Origin of the sequence: Nocardia sp. CS682, assembly GCF_004634405.1 — a bacterium.
GTDB classification, from domain to species: domain Bacteria; phylum Actinomycetota; class Actinomycetes; order Mycobacteriales; family Mycobacteriaceae; genus Nocardia; species Nocardia ninae.
The window spans coordinates 6,557,945-6,578,684 of the sequence record NZ_CP029710.1 but is presented as its reverse complement, the minus strand read 5'-3'; the positions used below and the strand labels follow the sequence as shown (position 1 = coordinate 6,578,684).

Below are 20,740 nucleotides of genomic sequence, written 5' to 3'. Positions count from 1 at the left end.
CACCCGCCGTGGATTGCGCCGGCCGAGTGGGGGTACTGCCGTCGAGCACTGCTTCACCCCGGTCTTCCAACGAGCCAAGGAGAAGGAGTTCACGATGACACTCTCTCGCAACATCGCGGCGCTGGCCATGGTCCTCGCAGCAGCCGGCGCCCCGCTGGCCATCGGCAGTCAAGTGGCAGCCGAATCGATGAACGCCTCATGTGGCGGCGGCACGGTCTACTACGACACCGATCCGATCGGCTTCCAATCGATGCCGGTCAACGCCGGAGTCCGTGGCAACCTTTCGGGCTGCCAGGGCACACCCACGCACGATGCCACGATCGACGCGCAGTTCACCGGTGCCGCGAGCTGCATGGATATCAACGGTCAGGTCGATGGCACGGTGACGTGGTCCAACGGTGAGGTCAGCGCCGTGTCCGGCCCGTTCCACGTGCCCGGCGGCTTCGGCGCTCCCGCGACCAACACGCTGACTATCGAGAGCGGCCCCGGCGCGGGCGGGCAGATCGTCATGGATCTGGGACCGGTCAACGCCGCCACCCTGGCCGCGGCCTGCGCCATGGGCCAAGCCCAGCACGGCGAACTGCCGATTCTCGGGCTCCGCATCGTCTGATCGATCGACCCGTTCGACCGACGACAACGCCCCACAACCCGGCTAGGCGCTGTGGGGCGTTTGCATTGTCTGTGCGGCTGGGGGCTGAGCTACGCCGTCCGGACCGCGAGCAGGCGGTCCTTCGCGAGGCAGAGCCGCGCCACCGACGTGAGTATTCGTTCCCCGGTTAGATCAACCGCGAACTGTTTGCTAGTTCAGTCCTTCAGGGCGTCGAGCAGCGCCGCACGCTGACGTGCGCCGAGCCCGCCGATCCGACGATCCTCCGGGATCTCCGCCTGATCCATCAGCTTGGCAGCCTTCACCGGTCCGACGCCGGGCAGAGCCTTGATCACCGCGGCGACCTTCGTCTTCTTGACCAGCTCATCAGAGTCGGCCTTCTTCAGCAGGTCGGCGACCGAAACCTTGCCCGCCTTCACCTTGCCGATCAGTTCGGAGCGCGCCTTGCGGACCGCTGCCGCTTTGGCCAACGCTTCAGTGCGCTGCTCCGCGGTCATGGTAGGCAGTGCCATGTCTCCTCCGCTTCCACTCGTCACTCGAACATCTGGTTGACCGGACCGAGTAAACAGCACTTCACCGGCAGCGCAAGGCCGACACACCGGGATCGGTTCGGCGGAGTTAGCGATGAGTTTCCTGGCTCCGCGCCGCCGAACGCAGTAATCAGCGGGCAAAAAGGACGAAAACCGCCCTCGGTCCGCTGACCGGACCGAATGCGTCCAGTCGGTAACGCCGCGCCCGGTCAGCGCGACAGAATTAACGAAAGCATCAGCGCGGGATAAAGGTTCAACGGCGAGCCACGGGGGATCAATGACGATCCCCGGCACCGGGCGCGAGCGGGGTTTTCCGGTCGTCACCGTGTCCCATTGCGAGGATGCTGACAACAGCACAGCGGAAACGGGGGCAGGTAACTTTCGGGGGGATTCCCCACGGCCCGAGCCACATCGATCGCCGTGGACAGCGCAACGACAGCGCGGAACCGATCCTTGACCGCCCCCGCCGCTGTGCTGCTACGCTGCCGAACTAGAACAGGTTCCAATTCGGCAGGAGTTCCGATGGCCAAGCAGATCCGCGACGTGGTCGAGCAGTACGTGAAACTGGTCGGTTCCGGGCCGACTGAAGCCGTCGTCGAGCTCTACGCCCCCGACGCGACCGTCGAAGATCCCGTCGGCACCCCCGTTCGGCACGGGCACGCCGCCATCCGGGAGTTCTACGACGTGCTCGCCGCGCTCGACCGGGAGACCGAACTGCGGCCCGAGACCATCCGCATCGCGGGCAACGAGGCGGCGTTCATGTTCACCGTCGTCACCCGGGTCGGCGGTCAGCGCTTCACCCTCTCCCCCATCGACGTGATGGAATTCGACGACGAAGGCAAGATCGTGCGCATGCGCGCCTTCTGGAGTCAGGAAGACATGGCGATCGAACCCGAGTGACTCGCCGGGTTTTTCGGCGCAGATAGCGCTTCAGCGTGTCCTCGGCGCGCGGAATCGACTATGAAGAGTAGGTGTCGATGCCTCCTGTCCGCTACCCTCGCAGCGAGCTACTACCCAGCTCCCGGTGATCGGGCAGCCCGGCATCTCCCGATTTGTCGAGTTCCGTTCCGCCCATCCACTTTTGGAGCCGCATGCCCGAGGAACACCCCTTCGACGATGTCGCGCAGTTGGCCAGGCGGGTCGAGCGGGCCCGCGGCCGGCTGGCCTACCAGTTCGATCCCGCGCTCACCGAGGCCCTGGCCGAGGACGAGCTGGAGGCCGAGCGTGAACTGGCCGAACGCATCCGCACCCAGGACCGCGGGCAGCGCTGGAAGTACGCCGAAGCCGTCTCCGCCGCCGCCGACCGCGCCAGGCAGACCAAAGAAGCCATCGAAAAGGCCGACATCCGCGACCTGCTGATGGCGCGCAAAGCCATCGCCGCCCAGCGCCGCGAATCCAGCCCGCACGCCCAGCTCGCCTCGCTCTACCGGCATCGTGCCTGGTCGCTGCGCGCGCTCGCGGGCGTGGTGATCGCGGGCATGCTGTGGTCGGCGGTCAACGTGCAGCACAACATCGCGCCCGACGGCATCACCGACCCGCTGTACTGGTTCAGCTACCTGGTCGAGGCGATGATCAGCGTCTGCCTGGTCATCATCATGATCGGCACCACCAAACTCTCCGAATGGGGCGTGCTGAACAGCCGCCGCCAGGTCGTCTCCGCCGAAATCGTGCTGCTCGCACTGACTGTCGGGTTGAACACCTACCCGCACGTCAAGGACGCACGGTGGTTCGACGCCGGCGTGCACGCGGTCGCACCGATGATGATCGGTGTCGCGCTGCTGACGCACAATGCGGCCAGTGCGCGATACAGCCAAGCAATCACTCGGGCCACCGAGCACATCCGCGAGAATCCTGATCGGCCGCGGCCGATGCACGACAGCACGCTGCTCGGCGCGACGCGCGGGTAGTCGTCAGGTAGACGGCGGTAGGGGGACCGCCGCGCCTGGTCTTTGTGAGAAGTACCGACCAGGTACCCGGATCGGCACATGTTGTTGCGGGTCGCGCAGGGTCGGCGGTACGGTTTGCGCAGGTAACGGGGGTGGGCACCGGGACGCATCCACCTCGGATGGATTTCAGGCACCGGCGGTTAGGGGAACGGATGACCAGCAGGGGGAACAGGCTGCAGGGGATCGCGCTGGTCGTGGGTGTCGGGTTGGTGTTGGCGGGGTGTGAGAAGTCGACGGATGGGGTGCCTACTAGTAGTGGGCAGAGTTCGGCGAGTGCCACTGCGAAGCCGTCGGGTTCGAAGGCAGCCGATACGGCCCTCTGGGATCCCTGCACCCAACTGTCCGACGATGCGTTGCGATCGACAGGCCTGAAACCAGAGACCAAGGAAAAGGATGTCGCCGGCATCGACCCAACCGGATGGCAGGTGTGCGGTTGGCAGGCCGCCGGGTCAGGCTGGTATGACCTGGCCGTTATGTCCGGAGAGGTGACCCTGGATCAGTTCCGGCAGCGCACGGATCTTCGGGACTTCGAGACACTCACGGTCGCCGGCCGACCCGCCTTGCGGTTTCTGGATGCAGATGACGACAAAGGCCTGGATTGCACGGTTGCCCTCCAAGTGCCGCAGGGCGGAAAGCCCGGATCGGTCAGCTTTTACCTGACAACCCGGTACTCGATCGGAAAACTCGGCGTGCCGTGCGATGAAGCACTGCGAAATGCCAATGAACTCAGCAAGTTTCTTCCCGGGGGGAGCTGACGATGGCTCGAGAGGGCGTTACCGAATGGCAGCGGCTGTTGGATCAAGCCAACACAGGTGAGCTGCGACTGAGCCCGGACGTCGGCAAGGACCTCGACGCACAGTGCCAGAACTACCTGAATGAGCTCGACGGTGTGCGACGCCAAGCTCGGCGCGTCGAGCGGGTTACAGGATTCGGGGCGATGCCGTCCGGCCCGATCCTTGAAATGAAGTTCTCCCGAAAGGCATCCGGTGCAGACAGTTCTCTGAACCAGTCCTTGGAAACGCACATCGAAGAAGTTCAACTGATGCGCCAGGTCTTCGCCACAGCTATGGCGAACTACCAATCGGTCGACGTGTCCAACAGCCAGAACCTCGCGGCCATCAACGTCCTTGGGGAGGACGGCTCATGAGCCAGGACGACTATCGAGCCCGCATCATCGCCGCTCAGCAGCAGTGGAACGACGATCGCACCGCTCTCTATTCGCACCGCAGCAAGCTCGCGCAGAATATCGAGGCGGGCTACGACCCACCGTCGATCGCCAACCCCGGCGAGGACCTGTTCGTGATCGAGACCGGCACACTGCAGGATCTGGTCGCCAAGGTCGAGGCGATGAAACCCGCCCAGGCTTGGGAAGCGTCCCAAATGTGGCAGAGCATCAGCGCCACCTTCCGAGAGAAGTCGCACACGTTCGGCGACGCGATCAAGGCGACAATCGCCAACGGCTGGGAAGGCGGTGCCGCGAAAGAGGCGGTCCAATCGGTCAACAAGTACGTCGAACAGTCGCAACAACTCACCCTCGCAACCGAACTCATCTCGGTGAAGCTCAACGAGCTGTACACCGGTCTCCATCAAACGCAAGCGCTGATGCCTCGCGCCAGCGACAGCAGTCCCGACCTCCGCGGCAAGACGCTGCCCAGCGAGGGTGTGCTGAAGGTCGACGACCACAACCAGACCGAGGCAACCGCGGAGGCGCGGCGGGTGCTGCGCACGGTGTACTGGCAGGTCGCGAACCAGACCGACAATGGTGTTCCGGTGGTACCGAACTCGCCGACGCTGGTGAACAATCCGGATCAATCAGCGGCTCCCCCGTCGACTTCCTCCGGTCCGACGACGTCCTCCGCCACGGGCGATCCGTCGAAGCAGGAACATCCGACGTCTGCCGAGAACCAGGCCGCGGATCCGAAGCAGGATCCGAACTCGTCCACCCAGCCCGCAGACCAGAACCCGCAGACCAATCCGGCCGGCACGACGACACCGCAATCCACCACGCAGGCAACCAATCCCACGTCGCCTTCGAACACCACTCCGGCCGGCACGCCGAACCCGAACACTCCGAGCACCACAACGACTCCGGGAACTCCGGTACCCAGCCGCAGCACCGCGCCGGGTAGCCCGGCCACTACTCGTTCGCCGGGCAGTCCCGGCAGCCCTGGAAGTCCGAGCACTCCCGGCACGCCCGCTCCGGGCCGGAGCATCCCGGGAAGTCCCCAGCAGCCCGGGACTGTGGCCCCAGCGGCCGCCCGCACCGGGACAAGCACCGGCGCCGCTGGACGCCCCGGAATGAGCGGCATGCCGATGGCCGGTGCCGCAGGCAAGCAGGACGACGAGGAAAACACACATCAGACCAAGGATTACTTGATCCGAGATTGGTCCGAAGAACTCCTCGGCGAACCGACCAAAGCTGTTCCCCCGGTGATCGGGGAAAACTGAGCGTGCGCAGTTGGAGATTCACCGGCCAGGAATTCGACATCCTCTGGTCGGCCTACGATCGCGATCGTCTGCCCTACCCGCTGGCCTTCCGCCCCACTACCGCAGTCGACTGGGACGACCTTGTGCGGCAACGAGAGTCGGCGGTCGAGGCGCTACTCGGCCAGTATTCCGAGAATCTGGAACTCGCCTTGTCGACGTTGCTCGAGCCCGAAGCACGCGTCGAATCCAAGGGATTCGGCGGTTCCGATCTCACTGCGGTGTTCCGATTCTACGGCGCAGTCCGAAACGGGTCCGGCGCCACTCTTGTTCAGCTGCCCGGCCCAGCCGAAGACACCGGCGGTGACGTGATCATGGGCTTGTGCGCACCGAGCGAGGTAGCCGCGGCGGCGGTCGCGGCACTGCCGAAGGCCCAGGCGGGCAAGCAACCTGCGGTCAGTTTTCGCAGGGACGAGATCGCCGCGGACCGTCAACGCTATTCGCGCCGCGCGAACGAGGTCAGCATCAACGATCAGCTCAACCGCATGTTCAAGCGTGATCGAACCACCGTCGGTGAGATCACCGTATTCCCCGGCCCGGCAATGGATTCCAGACCGACCACGGACGGCCGAGGCTTCCTCTGGACCGACTACGCCGACGACGGTCGCTACTACATCAAATCCGGCGACCCCATCGTCGCCACCCCCATGAGCCCCACCTCGATGACCAACGAAATAGCCCGCCTGCTCGACCTGACCCGCCGCTACTACCGTATGGAGAGCGAGCAGACCCAAGCCACGTGGTGAATGGCTACGGTCCGCCTGGTAGGCGCCTGCGTCCTGCGCACACCTCAGCGGCCAAATCGTCATAGCCGACGGCTAATTCGGCGAGCTGCTCCCAGGCATCGCCCAGCTCCCACTGCGACGCACTCGCCAAGGCAGCAAAGGCGCACGCAGTGAACTGGGCAACGCGGTCAACCACAGCCCTGACCGTCTCGGTATGGATGTAAGCGGCACCGTGCGAAGGCGGTAGCTGCAGGGTGACCCAGCGATCTATGTCGCGCACCAATCTTGCACGCCGCACGTCGATTTGATCGATATGCCTGCGGTCGGCCATGGCTTCCCGTGCGGCATACAACCGTTGTTCGTGTAGGTCCGATAGCTCGCGTGCCAAGCGCAATAGCGGGTGGTCCACCGATTGATCGCCCCGACAGGCTTGCAGCAGCTGATGTTTCGGTGGCAAGGGATCGGTCGGCATCGGGGGTTCCTTGTGGCACAGGAGCGCAGCGCGGTGAGGAGGGGTGCGCCCGGCCGACATCGAAACTGTTAGGTTTGAGGTGGACTCCCTAACCGCGTCGACCGGGCGCACATCAACAAAACACCTGCCAAGGTGGCGATGTGTGCGGCTTCGGGCGGCCCGAATGAACTCCCCCGAATCCCCAGCAAACCTCCCGCGGCAGTTGCCATGATCTACCCGATGCGGGTCGAACGGCCCGCCCGAAGTGGGGAGGACTTCATGCCGGAAACCGGATCTACCCTGCCGCGAAGGCAACTCGGTCGATATCTGACGGAGTGGCGCAGTCGCGCAGGAATGAGCCAGCAGAAGGCCGCTGAGCTACTGGAGATGGGTTCGAGCAGCTTGCAACGGCTGGAGCGCGGACAGAACAGCCGGATCAAAGTGCGCGACATCCAGGCAGCGTGCGATCTGTACGGGGTGCCGAGTGAACTGACCGAAGCGCTCACCGGGCTTGCCCGGCAGGCCAGCGTCAAAAGTTGGTGGCATGAGTACGGCGACCTCATCCCGAAAGACTTCGATGTGTATGTCGGACTGGAATCAGCGGCCGTCAAGTTGTGCTCACATCAGCCCGAATTGGTGCCTGGTCTCTTCCAAACAGCCGACTACGTTCGCGCCTTGTTTCGTCTCGTTCGCCCAGACGCCGTTCGGGCCGAAGAAGACCGCTGGGTCGAGCTGAAGATGCAGCGGCAGAACATCGTCACCCGCAAAAACCACCCCACCACCGTCGACGTGGTCATCGGCGAAGCAGCTGTACGCCGCATGAACGGCGGCCCGAACGTCATGGCCGCACAACTCCGGGGATTGGCCGACGTCAGCACGAGACCCAACGTGACGGTGCGTGTTCTCCCGTTCCGAGCTGGGTTCCCCGCCGGAATGTCGTTGGGGCCGTTCGTCATCCTGGACTTCGGCAAGACCGCAACCGGCGAGCCCACGGAGCCACCGATCGTCTTCATCGAAGGCAGCTCTATCGGCAACCTTTACCTCGAGAAGCCAGAAGACGTAGAACGCTACGATCGATCGTACGAGATCATTCGGCGGGCAGCGTTGGACGCTGAACACAGCAGGAATCTGCTCCGGCAGATAGCAAGGGAGTATCTAGCGTGAGTGCCGACCTTACTAGTGCTCGCTGGTTCAAGAGCAGCCGCAGCGAGGCGCAAGGCGAATGCGTAGAAGTAGCCTTCCTCACCGACGGCATGGTCGGTGTCAGAGATTCCAAGAACCCCAACGGTTCCGCCCTCACCTTCACCCCCGGCGAGTGGAACGCTTTCACAACCGCAGTCGTCGATGGGACGTTCAGCCACCCCGAGCTCTGAACGCGTCCAGTGACCAGCCCTCGGATCGCTTACTGAAATATCCGAGGGCGCTTCACATTTGCGTCAAGCTCTACCCAAGCCGGCAGCGGTTCACGCGCCGCCAACCACTCCTCCGGCACCCCGCGCATCTCACCCCGCCGCCCCACCCCCGTGTGTGCCGCCACGATCCCACCAACGATCGCAGCCGTAGTGTCCGCATCGCCACCAGCCTCTACACACGCGGTCACAGCCCCCGGATAGTCACTGAGAAAGCTGGCGGCCACCCACAGCGTGAACGGCACGGTGTCCTGCGCACTGACTGCCGCACCATTCCCGAGCTCATACGCCGCTTCGGCCACCGACCGCCCCAGCAGCTTCCGCGCTCGCCGCACACCGTCCGCCGTCCTGCCGTCAACCAGATACGGCTCGACCACATCCAGCAATTCGCTTGGCGCACAATCTTTCCCACGAGTCACCGCAGCCTGACCAGCCGCGACCGCAACCACCATCGCTCCCATGATCGCCTCCGAGTGCCGATGCGTAACCTCCGCAGACAACGCCGCCTCCCCCGCCGCACGATCCAAATCTTCAGCGAAGTACGCCCCGAGCGGAGCCACCCGCATCGCAGCCCCATTCCCCCAAGACCCACTCCCACCGAAACCAGCCCCCGCCGCTTCCCGCCACGGCCGCCCATCCCGAATCTCATGCAGCACAACAACTGTGCCACCGTATCCCCGATACGGTTCGCAACGATCAGCGAACACCGCCGCAAGCGCGTCCTGATCAACCCGCCCACGGCGCCGAAGTTCCGAGTACACCGAACAGGCCATCTCGGTATCGTCGGTCCATTCCCACGGCCCCGCCGGCGGTCGCCCGGCAATCAATTCACTGACAGACCGACCAGGCACAAAGAACTGCGCACCCAGCGCATCACCAACGGACAAACCCTCCAGGCTGTCCCGAACAGAATCAAAATCCGGCATGCTGCCGCAATAGTGCCAACCCCCGACCAGCCACCGCAACCGTCTCGAACGGGTGGCTGACAGCTTGCGGAGCCGCAAGGTACCTTGCGGGTGCCGACGGGCCACCGAATCCGTGATCCGATCGGAGCGTGGCGAGTCCGCGCCACTCAGCCGAGCCAGCGGTCGATCAGTTCTTTCCGTGGACCACTCACCTGTACAGCTGTGGAGGAGTCGGCGTGCATACGCTCTACCAAACGCTCGGAGAGCAGGGTTACCGCTTGCGCCACGGGCAGGCCCAGCTGATCGGCGAGCAGATCGAGGCGAGCATGGGTTGTTGCGTCGTGCGCCAGTTCGGGATTACTGAGGAGCCGGTCGAGTTCCATCCCGGCGAGTGCCTGGGTGAAGGTCAGATCCCGGTCAGGTAGCCAGCTCAGTCCCCAGTTGTCCTTCCCTGCTCGGCGGAACGCCGATTCGGGCGAGACCGCGCTGACCATCACCGTGTCGTTCACCATGATGTCGGGATGCACGTCGATCGTCGCATCCGCACTGGTTTCGGCATCGGCAGCAGCGCCGATCTCGCCGGTGACTCGCTTCTTTAGTTCGGCTAGGCCCGCTTCTACGTCGTAGACATTCGCGTCGCGCTGCTCGAGGTAGCTGTCCAGCTCGGCGAATGCGGCAGCGATCGAGATCGGCTCTGCGCCTTCGCCTTTCTCGGTGCTCATGCCGGCCGCACCCCCTTTGCCTGGGTACTGGCGCCTTCGTCTGCGCTCTGCCGGTACTCCGCGATCAGTTCGACCAGCTCCTCGACCCCGTCGAACGCGACTTTCGCTCGCACGCGATTCATACTCGCCTCGATCTTCTTGCGGGCCCTGCTCTTATGAGACTGCACGGTCGAGACCGTGCAGTCCAGCACTTCCGCTATCTCGAAGTCCGGCAGCCCCAACTCCCACGCCATAATCGCGACCCGGTACTCGGCCTCGGTCAATATGCCGTTGAGCACCTGCAGGAATCGTTCGAGATCGTCGTCGTCGAGCACCCGTTGCAGCGGATCTCGCCGAAGCATCGGTCCCAGCAGCATGGGGGTATCGGTGTCGAGGTACTCGCCCACCAGCACCTCGGATCTGGCATTCTTGCGCCACACATCGATCACCCGCCGTCCCGCTATTCGCATGATCAGCTGGACGATCCGCCGGTTCGTCTTGTCCCGGAAGTCTCGGTCGTACTGCTTCCACACCGCGATGAACACCTGCTGGACGACCTCGTTCGCCTGGTCGGTGTCCCCGTGGAAAGCGCGCCGCGCGAAGCGGAACACCGCCGGTGCGTAGGTCCGGAACAACTCGTCGAACCGGCGCTCTTCCGCCGGAGGCTCGGGGCTGCTGTTCATCTGGCTCGGATCTCTCGTGGCGCCGTTGGCTCGGGTAGCCGCCGGGGCCCGTCGCCGACCTCGACGACCAGGGTCGACACCGCGTTGCCGCGGCGGGCGACGCTCTCGACCACGGTGCCGACCGGCGCTTCGCGCACGATCATCCGAGTCAGCAAGTGCCGCTGCCAGTTTCGCACACAGTCGAACAGCCCGTACAGGATCAGCGAGCACAGCGGCCCCACGAATACAGCCGCTGCAGCCCAATTCGCCGCGGAAGCGCCATCGAAGGCCGAGAACAGCATCATGACCAGTACTCGTCCCGCGGGCGCACAATCTTGAGACCGCAACGCGCAGTGTCGAAACGGCGCAGGCAAGGGCGGCGGTCACCGGCACGGCGGTCCGTTATGCGGAATCGGTTGGTGGGTCGGGTTGTTCGTGCACGGTCAGGAGCAAGTGGTCGAACTGGGCGCGCACCTTGACCGGTGCGCCGTCGAATCCGTTGATGACGGCGATGAGTTTGGTGGCCAGGGTGCGGAGTTTGGTGTTGGTTTCCTGGGAGCGCCACTGCAGAACGCGGAAGGCTTGCTCGGCGTTGAGGCCGTAAACGAACATCAGCACGCCTTTGGCCTGTTCGATCACGGCGCGGGCTTCGACGACCTCGGGCAGGGTGGTGTCGAGGGCTTCGCGGTGGTTCTGGTCGAGGCGGTCGGTCAGGTCGATGTAGTAGCCGGTGGTGCCGACGGTGGCGCCGGTGTCGTCGTGCAGGCGGTCGCCGACGACCAGGACGTGATGCATGGTCCCGGCGGTGTCGATGATGCGGTGCCGCGAGCAGAACGGGTCGCCGTGCCGGACCGCGACGGCGAGGGTTTCCGCGACGGTGTCGCGGTCGTCGGGGTGTTTGTGCGCGAGCAGCAGTTCGGTGGTCGGGGTGACGGTGCCGGGTTCGTAGCCGTGGAGTTGGGCGACCTGGTCGGACCATTCCCAGCGTTGGTCGGCGAACCAGAATCGGAAGCTACCGATCAGGTAGGGGCTGCTTGCGGCAATCTGCTCCAGACTCGGCTGGCCGTCGGTAGTAGATGCAACAGTCTCGATCACTCGACGATTATTACCCTTCACCAGCGGTGATGCCGAAATTTCGGCTCGATCGCCGGCCGGGTGCAGGACAGTTGTCATCGCCGCGGCTCGGTGGCGAAGCGCTACTTCTCCTGCCGCCTACGCACGATTTCGATGATCCAGGCGGGCGCGAACGGGGACGTGCAGTTCGGCGGGGTCGGGTAGTCCTTCAGCACCTGAAGGCGTTCGCCGATATCGAGGGCGCGGGCGCGGTGCTCGGCGTGCTCGATGCCGATCTGAGCGAGGCAGTGGTTCATCGCCCACTGCAAGCGATCTGGGGCGTCCTGCATCTCCGCCTCGATGACGTCGAGCAGCCCAGCGAGGTCGAGGCCGTCGGGTTGCTTGGCGACGCGTTCGGTGGTGAGCGCCCAGCCCGCGCTCGCGACCACGGGATCAGGGTCGGCGAGCCAGGCCAGGCGCAGTTCTTCGGCGTGTGGGTTCTTCTTCACGACGTAGTTCACAAGCCAGTCGTGCAGCTTGGGTGTGCCGGCCTGGCGCACCATGGCGTCCAACTCGGCACGGTCGAAGACTTTCGGGCGGCAGATCAGGGTCGCCAGTAGTTTGGCGGCGGTGTCGTCGGTCGCCCACAGCTCGCGCGCGAGGTCCTGCTGCGTTTCAGCTGCTTCGCGAGCGCGCGCAGTTTGCTGAGGTTCACGCCGTGGTCATCACCGTGTTTCTCGTTCACCGCGAGTGCTCGCGGATCCTCGAGCGCGGACAGCTCGGCCAGCACCTCGGCTACCGTCGTCTCGGCCACCGTCGCCTCCTGTCCGTCGCTCGGAAGGTTCAGCGTAGTTATCCAGTGGCAGTTGTGGTGTGTAGGTAGAGGTCGCGGAGCAGGCAGACCTCGGACAGGTGATGGATCAGTTCGCGGTGGACGTGCAGCACCAGATCGGCCATGGGGAGCTCCGGGTAAGGCTCCTTCTCGCCCACCGGGACGCGGAGTCCGTCCGCACCGAGGCTGTGCACTCCGGTCAACCAGGCGTCGAGCTGGGTTTCGAGTTGGTCGAGCGCGACGGCCGCGGTACCCGCGTATTCCCAGCTCTCGTAGGACGCCGCCGGTGCGCCGAAGTGTGCCGCGTTGCGGGCGGCCAGCACGCCGACGATCACGTGACCGAGTCGCCAGGCGATCGTGGTGAATGGTGCGGGGGTCGACTCGGGGAAGGCGTAGTCGATCGTGAATTCTCCGGCGCCGGCCTGTACGGGCGCTGTCGAACTGCCGCGCGGTCGGACACTCCAAGCGTTCGGGACCGGTGACCAGAAGTACTCGTCATCGGTTAGGCCGTCCAGCCGGGCTCGGATCTGATGATTCCAGTGGAACTCCCACTGCTCGCGCAGCGTCCGGTTCCAGTCGAGTTCGTCTGCGTTCATGTCGCCATCCTGACAGCGCTAGCGGACAGGATCGGTCCGCTGTCTTCAGTGTCGGTTGCGCATCTACTGGCTCAGCGATCGTGGGCTGTACCGCCACGCCCTGCCGGGACTGATGTCCGCCGGTTTCCCCACGCCCAACGATTTCCGGACCTCGCCGATGAACCGGTCTCGACACTCCTGCTGATGTCGACGCGCGACGTGCCACGTTTCGTTTGGGGGGACAGGGCCGTTGAACGCCACGGTCATCGCATCGACATCGGCGAAATGCAGTTGCTCGGCGGCGGCAACGACCTCGCGCGGAGCGATCAGACGCAGTCTGGTGAGACTTGTCATCGCACGCCGGCAGGCGGCGTCCGAACTCTCCTTCTGCTCGACCAGTCCGGCGTGGTCGTCCGCCGCACGTAGTTCCAGCGTCCGCGGCGAGCGCGTGGCGAAGCTCGCCTCGACGTACTCCACGTAGGCCTCCACCAGCGAGTCCCGCAGCCAGCGGCGATGTTCACGTCGACCGGTGACGTACAGCGTTCCGAACGACAGGGCCGCCGCCAACGTGGCGGCAATCGCACTGAGGATGGACGGAAGCTGTTCCATGGGGACCCTGCTGTCGGTCGAAACCGTTGCACTACAGGGTAATGCGAGCGCCAGGTTCTCGGAATTGCTCGCCGAGGCGACCATCGCATGCGAACCAGACTCATCGGCCCATCGGACGCGAGCCAGGCGCATCTCTGATTAGACTGGCGCCCGGCCCATTTGGGTGGAGGGGGATACTATGCGCCGAACACGGCGACCTGTCATCGTGCTGCCGCTGCTGGCGGTTGTCCTGTCGCTCGCGGCCGGGCACGCCTCCGCGGACGGCGGCTCGTACAATCTCGAATTCCCACCGACGCCAGCACGTTTCACCGAATACCCGGCTGGCGCGCCACAGATCCCCGCGGAGATCGCCGACCAGCGCTTGGACTGGAAGTCGTGCACCGAGGTCGGACTGATCGCCGCTGCGAACGGCAATCCGGAGGCTGGTGTTCGCGCTCCCTTGCTCGACGGGCTCGAGTGCGCGACGGTCCGCACCCCACTGGATTGGACGCGACCCGACGCCGGTCTGGTCGCGACCTTCGAGATCTCACGATTACCCGCCCGACAGCCAGCAGGACGACCGCGTCAGTTGCTGACCAGCCCGGGCGGTCCAGGGGCCGGTTCGTTGATCAACCCGGCCGAGTGGGCTGCCACGTTCCCCGAGCTCCGCGAGACCTATGACCTACTGGGTTTCGACCCGCGCGGCACCCGCCTGTCCAGCACCGACCAGGTCTGCGACGCAAACATTTCGGGCGATTCGCTCCTGCTCGGCACCGGACGCAACGACCGCACCGACGTGCTGGACTTCTCGAGCGAATCGGTGCGACTCCAGCTGGGGCAGGCCCGCGATTGGGTGCGCTCATGCGTCGACCGCACCCCGGCCGGCACCTCCGGAACCATCACCTACTGGCAGACTGTCCGGGATCTTGACCTGGTGCGCGAGCTCTTGGGCGCCCAGACATGGAGTTATCTGGGCGTTTCACAGGGCACCCTGCTCGGCGTCGAACTGGCCCGCACCTTCCCCGACCGCCTCGACCGCGTGGTCCTCGACTCGGTGATCGACCCGACCGTGTCCAGCGCGGCAGCCTACGCCGAACGAGTCCTACGCCAGCAGAACGTGATCGAGCGGCGGTTCGCACCGTGGCTCGCCGCACGCGGCACGGTATTCGGCAACAGTACCGACGCGGTTCTCGGGGCGCTGCGAAAGCTGCGCGCCGACCTCACTGCGCACCCGATCCCGCTGCCGTTCGATCGCACTTTCAGCGGCAACGATCTCAATACCTTGTTCTTCGGCGTCGATAACAGCCCTTATGAGGCGCTGGAACGCAAACTCCTGACCTTGCGTACCGGGGTCGACACTCCCACGCCTGCGGCACAGCTCAACGCCGCCACGGCATTTCGGGTCCCACGACTACTGGAGGAGCTCGCCCAGGACATCTTGGCCGCCGGTTCACGCGTCGGCTGGTGGACCGCTCGCAACTGCAATACCGGCGCGTGGAGCCACGACCTCGACCACATCGTCGACACCGCACAACAACTCGCCGCTCGCGCACCGTTGACCTACGTCGGGATGAACTTCACCGCCGCGTGCGCGTTCTGGCCCGAATCCCACACGGGCACAAGTCCGCTGGGCTACGACAAGATCGGCTCCGCGGTACTCATCGCCAACGAGAAGGACCCGGTGACGCCGATCTCGGGAGCCCACGCCGTCCGCGCGCTGATCCCTACCGCACGGCTGATCACCGTGGTCGGCACGCCCGGTCACCTCGTGCTGCCGCAACGACCCAAGGGATTTCCCGCAGCGATCCCCGGCACCAGTTCGTGCGCGCGAGCCATCGCTGCGGACTATCTCGTCCACGGACGAATCCCCGAAGCCGACACACCGTGCCAGCCAGGCTGACAGTCCCTTGGACATGAAACTGCCCCAAGGTTGCCGTCGAAGCCAACCTCGGGGCAGGGATCGCACGAACCGCGGATGCCTGCAGGTGTTGTCACCCGCGACCCTTTACCTACCGGAGGAAACCCGGAGCGCCCGCAACGCCGCCGACACAGTCGGAACCCGCGATATCCGCGGCAGCGAGGGACACCGAAAGAAACCCCACAACGAGTACATCGCCCCTCCCCCGCACTCCGTTAACAGATTTTTCCGATGACTTTCCGCCGCCCCTGAACCCGCTCGACATACCGGCCCTACGACCCGATGTCACCCATTCCTTCGCGGTCCGCCGCGCCCATCGATCGGGAACACACAGTTGGCGTTGTACCAGGACAGTGCGCCCCATGCTGTCCCGTTCGACCGCGACTAATCAGTGTTGGCTCGGCAGCGACATCGCCAGCAGAACCGACACCGCGGCAGGTCCTGCGGCACCGAGCACCAGTGCGAAAGCCACGACGACGTTTGTCGAAGTCGGCGCCCACACAATCGGGAGCCGAGTGAGGACCCCGGCGAAGATTGTTCCCGCACCTGACAGCGCGACGATCGTGTACGTGGCAGCCGGCAGCTTCCCATGCGACGGATCGGTGGTCGGCGCAGCGCCCAGCATCCGCCGCGTCCGCCATCCAGCGATCACGACGCTGACGCCAGCGGTCCCGACCAATATCGTGCCAGTCACCCATTTCAGCAGGGAGCTGGCGTGGAACCGGTACATCACTTCCAAGAAGTCGAGGGTCGTCATCATCAACAGCAGCGTTGTGGTGACGATGACGACCGCGACCATGAAGCACGTGAGCTTGCGGACGTAGCCGTGATCGTCGACCCCCGCAAGACTGCGGTTCGTCGAGGCAGTGAGATGGCTGGACAGCATCCAGCCGATGCCGCACACCAGGGCCGTTCCCCCGGCCGCCAGCAGTCCGCTGGCGGGCATGCCCTGCGCCCAGGCCTGCATGCAGGCCTCGGTCGACACCCCCGCACCCAAGACAACCGGCCGGATGCCGGTGACGAGGCTGAACAGGTAGCTGTCCAGGCTCAAGGCCAGAAACGCCGCCGACAGCAGTGCGATGGTCTGTAGATTCGGCCTGCCTTTACGGCCGAACAACAGCACGATGCCCGTGAAGAGCACGCCCGCAAGGACTCCGGCGAGTTGGGAGTTCGTCGGAGACGAGGTGACGATGCTCCAGCGCCACGTGCTTCCGCCGCATGTTTCGTCCAGCATCGCGCTCGCCTTCCAGCCGGGGTCCGCCCACGTGGCCTGCTGTCGAGGAAGCCGCGCAACGCAACCAACCCGAACGTTAACGACCGGCTTCGCGGCGAAGTATCCGTTGTTCGGCCGACACCGCAGGCAGCGACACTGCTACCCGGTGAATTACTCACTCACACAAGGCGTTCCAGCAGGAGGAGGGTGCCGATGATGATCATGGCGATACCGGAGATGCGGGTGACGAGGCGGGCGGCGGTGGGGCGGGCGCGCAGGACGGTGCGGGCGAGGGTGCCGACGCAGAGGTAGATGGCGGCGCAGCTGAGGGTGTGGATCAGGCCGAGGGTGCCGATTTGGGCGGCTAGGGGCCAGGAGCCGGTGCGGTCGGTGAACTGTGGGAGCAGGGCGAGGAAGAGGAGGATGGCTTTGGGGTTGAGGCCGCTGATGCCGATGCCGCGCAGGACGCTGGTGCCCCACGGCGCGGGGTTCGATTGCTCCGGAAGGGCGGCGGGAGTGCTGGCGGTGGCGAGGGTCGTGCCGCCGAGCCACATCAGGTAGAGGCCGCCGAAGACGGTAAGGGCGGTCAGCACAACGGGATTGCGGTCGACGACCGCGGCGACACCGGCGGCGACGACTGCGGTCAGTGCGACGTAACCGAGTAACAGTCCCCCGACGGCGGGCAGCACCGAGCGTTCACGCAGACCTGCGGCGATCGCGTAGGCCCAGTCCGCGCCGGGCACGAGGATCAGCAGGACCGAGACGGTCCAGAACGCGGCGATATACCCGAGTGCCATGCGGAGCTACTCCCTTCGATTGAATACCCGCAGGAAGAATAGGCGGGATCGACCGGGAGGTGATTCCAAGTTTTCGCAGCTGAGCGGCTGTCTGTGGAAGGATCTTCTGCATGGATCGCGTGGACCGGAAGATTCTTGCGGAGCTACAGCAGAATGGGCGTTTGACGATCACCGAACTCGCCGCGCGGGTACGGCTGAGCCTGTCGCCGTGTCACCGTCGGCTGCGGGAGTTGGAACGATCGGGTGTGATCCGCGGTTACCGCGCACTGGTCGACGCGGCGGCTGTCGGGTTGACGTTCGAGGCGCTGGTTTTCGTCACCATGCGCCAGGAGGATCGCACGACGGTGGCCGCGTTCGAACAGGCCGTCGCGGAGATACCGCATGTGTTGCAGGCGCAACGACTGTTCGGGGATCCAGATTTTCTGCTGCGCATCGTCGCGGCGGATCTGCCTGCGTTCCAACAGCTTTACGACGAGAAGCTGGCTACACTACCCGGCGTGCAGCATTTGACGTCGACACTGGTGATGAAACATGTGGTGCACGAGCGACCGGTGCCGCTGTAATGAGCATCAGCGCTCTGCAGCCGACGCCTGCGCGGCAACTCAATTCGCCAGCGCGGCAACTCAGTACGGATAGCGCTGTTCGACAGCGTCCTTGGCTTCCTTGAGCCCGCAGCCGGTCAACTCTCGATACCGCTTGATCGCATGAATCTTCTTGCCATCAGCCAGAAGTGCGTCGATCTCGGCGAAGCTGAAGGATGCGGGTCGAGTAGGAGAGGGCACCGCCCGGACCGGTTCGGCGGGCATGGGCGGCAGATCCTGGATCCCCAGATGCTGGAGGATCAGGTCCGTTTTGAAGTGCAGCGCATCAATCTTCCGCTCGAGGCGGCGGCGGGCAAACATGATCGAATCGTAGTGACCGCCGCCGGGACTCGATAACTAGGCGGCGCCGAGCAGTGCGTCGGCGAGGTTGGCTGCGGTGTCGAAGGCGGCGAAATCGCCGGCGACCGCCAGCAGCCGGTCGACGCAGCGCGGCCCGGTGACCAGGCGAACCCGGCGGTCGGTGTGCTCAGCCCAGGTTCGCGCCTCGATCAGCACATGCAGACCGGCGACGCCGAAGAACGTCACCTGGGACAGATCAATGACCACCAGGGGCGCTGCGGTATTCAGCGAACCGATCAGTTGGGACCGGAACTGGTCGGCGGTATAGAAGTCCACTTCTCCCGCGATGGCGCAAAGCGTGACGGTTTCACTCGGCGCGGTCACGGAAACATGAAGTCGAGCTTCCGGTTCGGTGCGACTCGGCAACGTTGCTCGACTCGGTGCCGCACCTCGACTCGCCATGAGGTCGGGTCTCGACGCGGTGGTTGCGGGGCTTGCAGGAGTAGCAAGAGTTGACGACATGCGGATCTCGGTCCTGTCGCGCACGGCAATTGACGTCCGTTGCCGGCAATGCGTTGCGTCCCGGGCTGATCATGAGCACCAGAACTAGGCTGTTCGCTCAACCCTGAATGCGGGTTACCCACTCCACACTAGACCTACACCTCATTGATGCAGAATTATTTCCTACTGGTAGCAACGAAAAAAGCCACCGCACGCTGCGCGATGGCTTCTTTCAGCTCTGTCGAGGGGACTACGCCGACTTCTCCCGGCGTTCGGCCCGCTGCGCCTTGCGAGGCACGATGGTCGGCAGCACGTTCTCGGTGACGGTGTCGGAGTCGACGACCACCTTGGCGACGTCGTCGCGGCTGGGGATGTCGTACATCACCGGCAGCAGGACTTCCTCCATGATGGCGCGCAGGCCACGAGCACCGGTGCCGCGCAGAATCGCCTGGTCGGCGATCGCTTCGAGGGCATCGGTGGTGAACTCGAGGTCGACCCCGTCCATCTCGAACAGCCGGACGTACTGCTTGACCAGTGCGTTCTTCGGTTCGGAGAGGATCTTGACCAATGATTCCTTGTCCAGGTTGGTCACCGAGGCGACGACCGGCAGCCGGCCGATGAACTCGGGGATCAGGCCGAACTTGATCAGATCCTCCGGCATCACCTCGGCGAAGTGATCGGCGGTGTCGATCTCGGACTTGGATCGGACCTCGGAGCCGAAACCGATGCCGCGATGGCCGGTGCGCTCGGAGACGATCCGCTCCAGACCCGCGAACGCGCCCGCCACGATGAACAGCACGTTGGTGGTGTCGATCTGGATGAACTCCTGGTGCGGGTGCTTGCGTCCACCCTGCGGCGGCACGCTCGCCTGGGTGCCCTCCAGGATCTTCAGCAGCGCCTGCTGGACGCCCTCGCCGGAGACATCGCGGGTAATCGACGGGTTCTCGCTCTTGCGGGCGATCTTGTCGACCTCGTCGATGTAGATGATGCCGGTCTCGGCGCGCTTCACGTCGTAATCCGCGGCCTGGATCAGTTTGAGCAGGATGTTCTCGACGTCCTCGCCGACGTACCCGGCCTCCGTCAGCGCTGTCGCATCGGCGATGGCGAACGGGACGTTGAGCATCTTGGCCAGCGTCTGCGCGAGGTAGGTCTTGCCGCAGCCGGTGGGGCCGAGCATGAGGATGTTCGACTTGGTCAGCTCGACGACCTCGCCGCGGCTGTCGCGGCCCTTGTCGCCGGCCTGGATGCGCTTGTAATGGTTGTAGACGGCCACCGCGAGAGTGCGCTTGGCGGTGTCCTGCCCGATCACGTAGTTCTCCAGGAAGTCCCGGATCTCCGCGGGCTTGGGCAACTCATCGAGCTTGACCTCGCTGGACTCGGCGAGCTCCTCCTCGATGATCTCGTTGCATAGATCGATGCACTCGTCGCAGATGTACACCCCTGGTCCCGCAATGAGCTTCTTGACCTGCTTCTGGCTCTTTCCGCAGAACGAGCACTTGAGCAGATCGCCGCCATCTCCGATGCGCGCCATCTCGTGGGTCCCTACTTCCTTGTCCGCGTGCAACCGTCCGTCCAGGTTGCCAGCTATCTGCCGCCTTGCTTGTCCGCGCCACCGGCTGTGATCGCAAACGCATCGACCGATTCCGGCGGGTGAGGCAGTGCTGTCAACCGGGAGCAAAGGTCCCTAGGTTGACCGTACCTGGTGTGTGCGACGGAGGTCGACAACTCGAGCATGTTTCTCCGCCGGGTTGTGCGAGTTCTCACGACACCGGAGCACGTTACGTCCGTTCAGCAGCCATTTTGTGCGTCGGCCGCTTGTTTCATCGGGGCTGCGGACCCGAGTGTTTCCGGGCCCGCCGTGTCACTGGAGCAGTCCGGCCGGGCAGCGCGCCACTTGGCACACTTCCCGGCCGGAAATCCCTGGGGTACAGCAATTTACGAGCGAATCGCCGCCGGGGTCGG

At 64.8% G+C, this 20,740-nt stretch carries 25 protein-coding genes and 1 pseudogene; 11 read left to right on the top strand and 15 right to left on the bottom strand.

What is annotated here, in order from left to right; translation table 11 throughout:
* Positions 1-94 precede the first annotated feature (94 nt).
* On the top strand, positions 95-610 hold the full coding sequence (locus DMB37_RS29555) for a hypothetical protein (protein WP_135235481.1): 516 nt from the start codon (positions 95-97) through the stop codon (positions 608-610).
* Positions 611-804: 194 nt separating this feature from the next.
* Here the strand turns inward: DMB37_RS29555 and mihF are convergent, their stop codons facing one another.
* Complete coding sequence (mihF, locus tag DMB37_RS29550; RefSeq protein WP_029895202.1) at positions 805-1,119, bottom strand: integration host factor, actinobacterial type; 315 nt, start codon at positions 1,117-1,119, stop codon at positions 805-807.
* A gap of 540 nt (positions 1,120-1,659) precedes the next feature.
* Between mihF and DMB37_RS29545 the strand changes: the two genes are divergently transcribed.
* From DMB37_RS29545 to DMB37_RS29520, 6 genes are all read left to right on the top strand, one after another.
* Positions 1,660-2,037 carry a nuclear transport factor 2 family protein gene (locus DMB37_RS29545; RefSeq protein ID WP_135235480.1) on the top strand — a complete coding sequence of 126 codons (378 nt, stop codon included), beginning with the start codon at positions 1,660-1,662 and terminating at the stop codon, positions 2,035-2,037.
* A 191-nt stretch (positions 2,038-2,228) separates the two neighbouring features.
* On the top strand, positions 2,229-3,044 hold the full coding sequence (locus DMB37_RS29540) for a hypothetical protein (protein WP_107654784.1): 816 nt from the start codon (positions 2,229-2,231) through the stop codon (positions 3,042-3,044).
* A 191-nt stretch (positions 3,045-3,235) separates the two neighbouring features.
* Complete coding sequence (locus DMB37_RS29535) at positions 3,236-3,838, top strand: DUF3558 domain-containing protein (RefSeq protein ID WP_167768974.1); 603 nt, start codon at positions 3,236-3,238, stop codon at positions 3,836-3,838.
* 2 nt (positions 3,839-3,840) lie between these two features.
* Positions 3,841-4,230 (top strand): hypothetical protein, encoded by a 390-nt coding sequence (locus DMB37_RS29530; RefSeq protein WP_135235478.1) that lies wholly within the window; start codon positions 3,841-3,843, stop codon positions 4,228-4,230.
* On the top strand, positions 4,227-5,531 hold the full coding sequence (locus tag DMB37_RS29525) for a hypothetical protein (protein ID WP_135235477.1): 1,305 nt from the start codon (positions 4,227-4,229) through the stop codon (positions 5,529-5,531). Before DMB37_RS29530 ends, DMB37_RS29525 begins: the two co-directional genes overlap by 4 nt.
* 2 nt (positions 5,532-5,533) lie before the next feature.
* On the top strand, positions 5,534-6,313 hold the full coding sequence (locus DMB37_RS29520; RefSeq protein ID WP_135235476.1) for an ESX secretion-associated protein EspG: 780 nt from the start codon (positions 5,534-5,536) through the stop codon (positions 6,311-6,313).
* 4 nt (positions 6,314-6,317) lie between these two features.
* Here the strand turns inward: DMB37_RS29520 and DMB37_RS29515 are convergent, their stop codons facing one another.
* Entirely contained in the window at positions 6,318-6,764 is a 447-nt protein-coding gene (locus DMB37_RS29515) for a DUF4254 domain-containing protein (protein WP_135235475.1), read from the bottom strand.
* A 258-nt stretch (positions 6,765-7,022) separates the two neighbouring features.
* On the opposite strand from DMB37_RS29515, the gene DMB37_RS29510 reads away from it, so the two are divergent.
* Both DMB37_RS29510 and DMB37_RS29505 read left to right on the top strand, forming a co-directional pair.
* Positions 7,023-7,907: a helix-turn-helix transcriptional regulator gene (locus DMB37_RS29510; RefSeq protein WP_135235474.1), complete on the top strand. Its 885-nt coding sequence runs from the start codon at positions 7,023-7,025 to the stop codon at positions 7,905-7,907.
* On the top strand, positions 7,904-8,116 hold the full coding sequence (locus DMB37_RS29505; protein WP_135235473.1) for a DUF397 domain-containing protein: 213 nt from the start codon (positions 7,904-7,906) through the stop codon (positions 8,114-8,116). The genes DMB37_RS29510 and DMB37_RS29505 overlap by 4 nt, the downstream gene beginning before the upstream one ends.
* 29 nt (positions 8,117-8,145) lie before the next feature.
* On the opposite strand, the gene DMB37_RS29500 is transcribed toward DMB37_RS29505, so the two are convergent.
* From DMB37_RS29500 to DMB37_RS29465, 8 genes and pseudogenes are all read right to left on the bottom strand, one after another.
* Positions 8,146-9,078, bottom strand: coding sequence for an ADP-ribosylglycohydrolase family protein (locus DMB37_RS29500; protein ID WP_135235472.1), 933 nt, complete (start codon positions 9,076-9,078; stop codon positions 8,146-8,148).
* A 146-nt stretch (positions 9,079-9,224) separates the two neighbouring features.
* Positions 9,225-9,779, bottom strand: a complete 555-nt coding sequence (locus tag DMB37_RS29495; protein WP_135235471.1) for a hypothetical protein — start codon at positions 9,777-9,779, stop codon at positions 9,225-9,227.
* Complete coding sequence (locus DMB37_RS29490; RefSeq protein ID WP_135235470.1) at positions 9,776-10,441, bottom strand: RNA polymerase sigma factor; 666 nt, start codon at positions 10,439-10,441, stop codon at positions 9,776-9,778. Before DMB37_RS29490 ends, DMB37_RS29495 begins: the two co-directional genes overlap by 4 nt.
* Entirely contained in the window at positions 10,438-10,725 is a 288-nt protein-coding gene (locus DMB37_RS29485; RefSeq protein WP_135235469.1) for a hypothetical protein, read from the bottom strand. Before DMB37_RS29485 ends, DMB37_RS29490 begins: the two co-directional genes overlap by 4 nt.
* Positions 10,726-10,822: 97 nt before the next feature.
* Positions 10,823-11,515 carry a PAS and ANTAR domain-containing protein gene (locus tag DMB37_RS29480; RefSeq protein ID WP_370465227.1) on the bottom strand — a complete coding sequence of 231 codons (693 nt, stop codon included), beginning with the start codon at positions 11,513-11,515 and terminating at the stop codon, positions 10,823-10,825.
* Between the two features lie 101 nt (positions 11,516-11,616).
* A pseudogene (locus DMB37_RS29475) lies at positions 11,617-12,287 on the bottom strand (DNA alkylation repair protein).
* 38 nt (positions 12,288-12,325) lie between these two features.
* A complete protein-coding gene (locus tag DMB37_RS29470; RefSeq protein ID WP_135235467.1) occupies positions 12,326-12,901 on the bottom strand; it encodes a DinB family protein in 576 nt (191 codons plus the stop codon).
* Positions 12,902-12,964: 63 nt separating this feature from the next.
* Positions 12,965-13,573, bottom strand: coding sequence for a hypothetical protein (locus DMB37_RS29465; protein ID WP_135235466.1), 609 nt, complete (start codon positions 13,571-13,573; stop codon positions 12,965-12,967).
* 94 nt (positions 13,574-13,667) lie between these two features.
* Between DMB37_RS29465 and DMB37_RS29460 the strand changes: the two genes are divergently transcribed.
* Positions 13,668-15,368, top strand: coding sequence for an alpha/beta fold hydrolase (locus DMB37_RS29460; RefSeq protein WP_135235465.1), 1,701 nt, complete (start codon positions 13,668-13,670; stop codon positions 15,366-15,368).
* Between the two features lie 406 nt (positions 15,369-15,774).
* On the opposite strand, the gene DMB37_RS29455 is transcribed toward DMB37_RS29460, so the two are convergent.
* Positions 15,775-16,527 carry a hypothetical protein gene (locus DMB37_RS29455; RefSeq protein WP_135235464.1) on the bottom strand — a complete coding sequence of 251 codons (753 nt, stop codon included), beginning with the start codon at positions 16,525-16,527 and terminating at the stop codon, positions 15,775-15,777.
* A 251-nt stretch (positions 16,528-16,778) separates the two neighbouring features.
* Entirely contained in the window at positions 16,779-17,396 is a 618-nt protein-coding gene (locus DMB37_RS29450; protein WP_135235463.1) for a LysE family translocator, read from the bottom strand.
* Positions 17,397-17,506: 110 nt separating this feature from the next.
* Between DMB37_RS29450 and DMB37_RS29445 the strand changes: the two genes are divergently transcribed.
* Positions 17,507-17,959, top strand: coding sequence for an Lrp/AsnC family transcriptional regulator (locus tag DMB37_RS29445; RefSeq protein ID WP_135235462.1), 453 nt, complete (start codon positions 17,507-17,509; stop codon positions 17,957-17,959).
* A 60-nt stretch (positions 17,960-18,019) separates the two neighbouring features.
* Here DMB37_RS29445 and DMB37_RS29440 read toward each other — a convergent pair whose 3' ends face one another.
* The 3 genes from DMB37_RS29440 to clpX all read right to left on the bottom strand — a co-directional run bounded on the left by DMB37_RS29440 (position 18,020) and on the right by clpX (position 20,309).
* Positions 18,020-18,298, bottom strand: a complete 279-nt coding sequence (locus DMB37_RS29440) for a 50S ribosomal protein L7/L12 (RefSeq protein ID WP_135235461.1) — start codon at positions 18,296-18,298, stop codon at positions 18,020-18,022.
* A 36-nt stretch (positions 18,299-18,334) separates the two neighbouring features.
* Positions 18,335-18,661, bottom strand: coding sequence for an STAS domain-containing protein (locus DMB37_RS29435; protein WP_240771703.1), 327 nt, complete (start codon positions 18,659-18,661; stop codon positions 18,335-18,337).
* 367 nt (positions 18,662-19,028) lie between these two features.
* Positions 19,029-20,309: an ATP-dependent Clp protease ATP-binding subunit ClpX gene (gene clpX / locus DMB37_RS29430; RefSeq protein ID WP_107654767.1), complete on the bottom strand. Its 1,281-nt coding sequence runs from the start codon at positions 20,307-20,309 to the stop codon at positions 19,029-19,031.
* Positions 20,310-20,740 lie beyond the last annotated feature (431 nt).

Excerpts from the sequence above, each read along its gene's own strand:
- DMB37_RS29465 (WP_135235466.1), bottom strand. The coding sequence starts at position 13,573 with ATGGTCGCCTCGGCGAGCAATTCCGAGAACCTGGCGCTCGCATTACCC.
- DMB37_RS29495 (WP_135235471.1), bottom strand. The coding sequence starts at position 9,779 with ATGAGCACCGAGAAAGGCGAAGGCGCAGAGCCGATCTCGATCGCTGCC.
- DMB37_RS29530 (WP_135235478.1), top strand. The coding sequence starts at position 3,841 with ATGGCTCGAGAGGGCGTTACCGAATGGCAGCGGCTGTTGGATCAAGCC.
- mihF (WP_029895202.1), bottom strand. The coding sequence starts at position 1,119 with ATGGCACTGCCTACCATGACCGCGGAGCAGCGCACTGAAGCGTTGGCC.
- DMB37_RS29440 (WP_135235461.1), bottom strand. The coding sequence starts at position 18,298 with ATGTTTGCCCGCCGCCGCCTCGAGCGGAAGATTGATGCGCTGCACTTC.
- DMB37_RS29445 (WP_135235462.1), top strand. The coding sequence starts at position 17,507 with ATGGATCGCGTGGACCGGAAGATTCTTGCGGAGCTACAGCAGAATGGG.
- DMB37_RS29490 (WP_135235470.1), bottom strand. The coding sequence starts at position 10,441 with ATGAACAGCAGCCCCGAGCCTCCGGCGGAAGAGCGCCGGTTCGACGAG.
- DMB37_RS29540 (WP_107654784.1), top strand. The coding sequence starts at position 2,229 with ATGCCCGAGGAACACCCCTTCGACGATGTCGCGCAGTTGGCCAGGCGG.
- DMB37_RS29555 (WP_135235481.1), top strand. The coding sequence starts at position 95 with ATGACACTCTCTCGCAACATCGCGGCGCTGGCCATGGTCCTCGCAGCA.
- DMB37_RS29460 (WP_135235465.1), top strand. The coding sequence starts at position 13,668 with ATGCGCCGAACACGGCGACCTGTCATCGTGCTGCCGCTGCTGGCGGTT.
- DMB37_RS29525 (WP_135235477.1), top strand. The coding sequence starts at position 4,227 with ATGAGCCAGGACGACTATCGAGCCCGCATCATCGCCGCTCAGCAGCAG.
- DMB37_RS29485 (WP_135235469.1), bottom strand. The coding sequence starts at position 10,725 with ATGATGCTGTTCTCGGCCTTCGATGGCGCTTCCGCGGCGAATTGGGCT.
- clpX (WP_107654767.1), bottom strand. The coding sequence starts at position 20,309 with ATGGCGCGCATCGGAGATGGCGGCGATCTGCTCAAGTGCTCGTTCTGC.
- DMB37_RS29515 (WP_135235475.1), bottom strand. The coding sequence starts at position 6,764 with ATGCCGACCGATCCCTTGCCACCGAAACATCAGCTGCTGCAAGCCTGT.
- DMB37_RS29510 (WP_135235474.1), top strand. The coding sequence starts at position 7,023 with ATGCCGGAAACCGGATCTACCCTGCCGCGAAGGCAACTCGGTCGATAT.
- DMB37_RS29500 (WP_135235472.1), bottom strand. The coding sequence starts at position 9,078 with ATGCCGGATTTTGATTCTGTTCGGGACAGCCTGGAGGGTTTGTCCGTT.
- DMB37_RS29535 (WP_167768974.1), top strand. The coding sequence starts at position 3,236 with ATGACCAGCAGGGGGAACAGGCTGCAGGGGATCGCGCTGGTCGTGGGT.
- DMB37_RS29545 (WP_135235480.1), top strand. The coding sequence starts at position 1,660 with ATGGCCAAGCAGATCCGCGACGTGGTCGAGCAGTACGTGAAACTGGTC.
- DMB37_RS29450 (WP_135235463.1), bottom strand. The coding sequence starts at position 17,396 with ATGGCACTCGGGTATATCGCCGCGTTCTGGACCGTCTCGGTCCTGCTG.
- DMB37_RS29470 (WP_135235467.1), bottom strand. The coding sequence starts at position 12,901 with ATGAACGCAGACGAACTCGACTGGAACCGGACGCTGCGCGAGCAGTGG.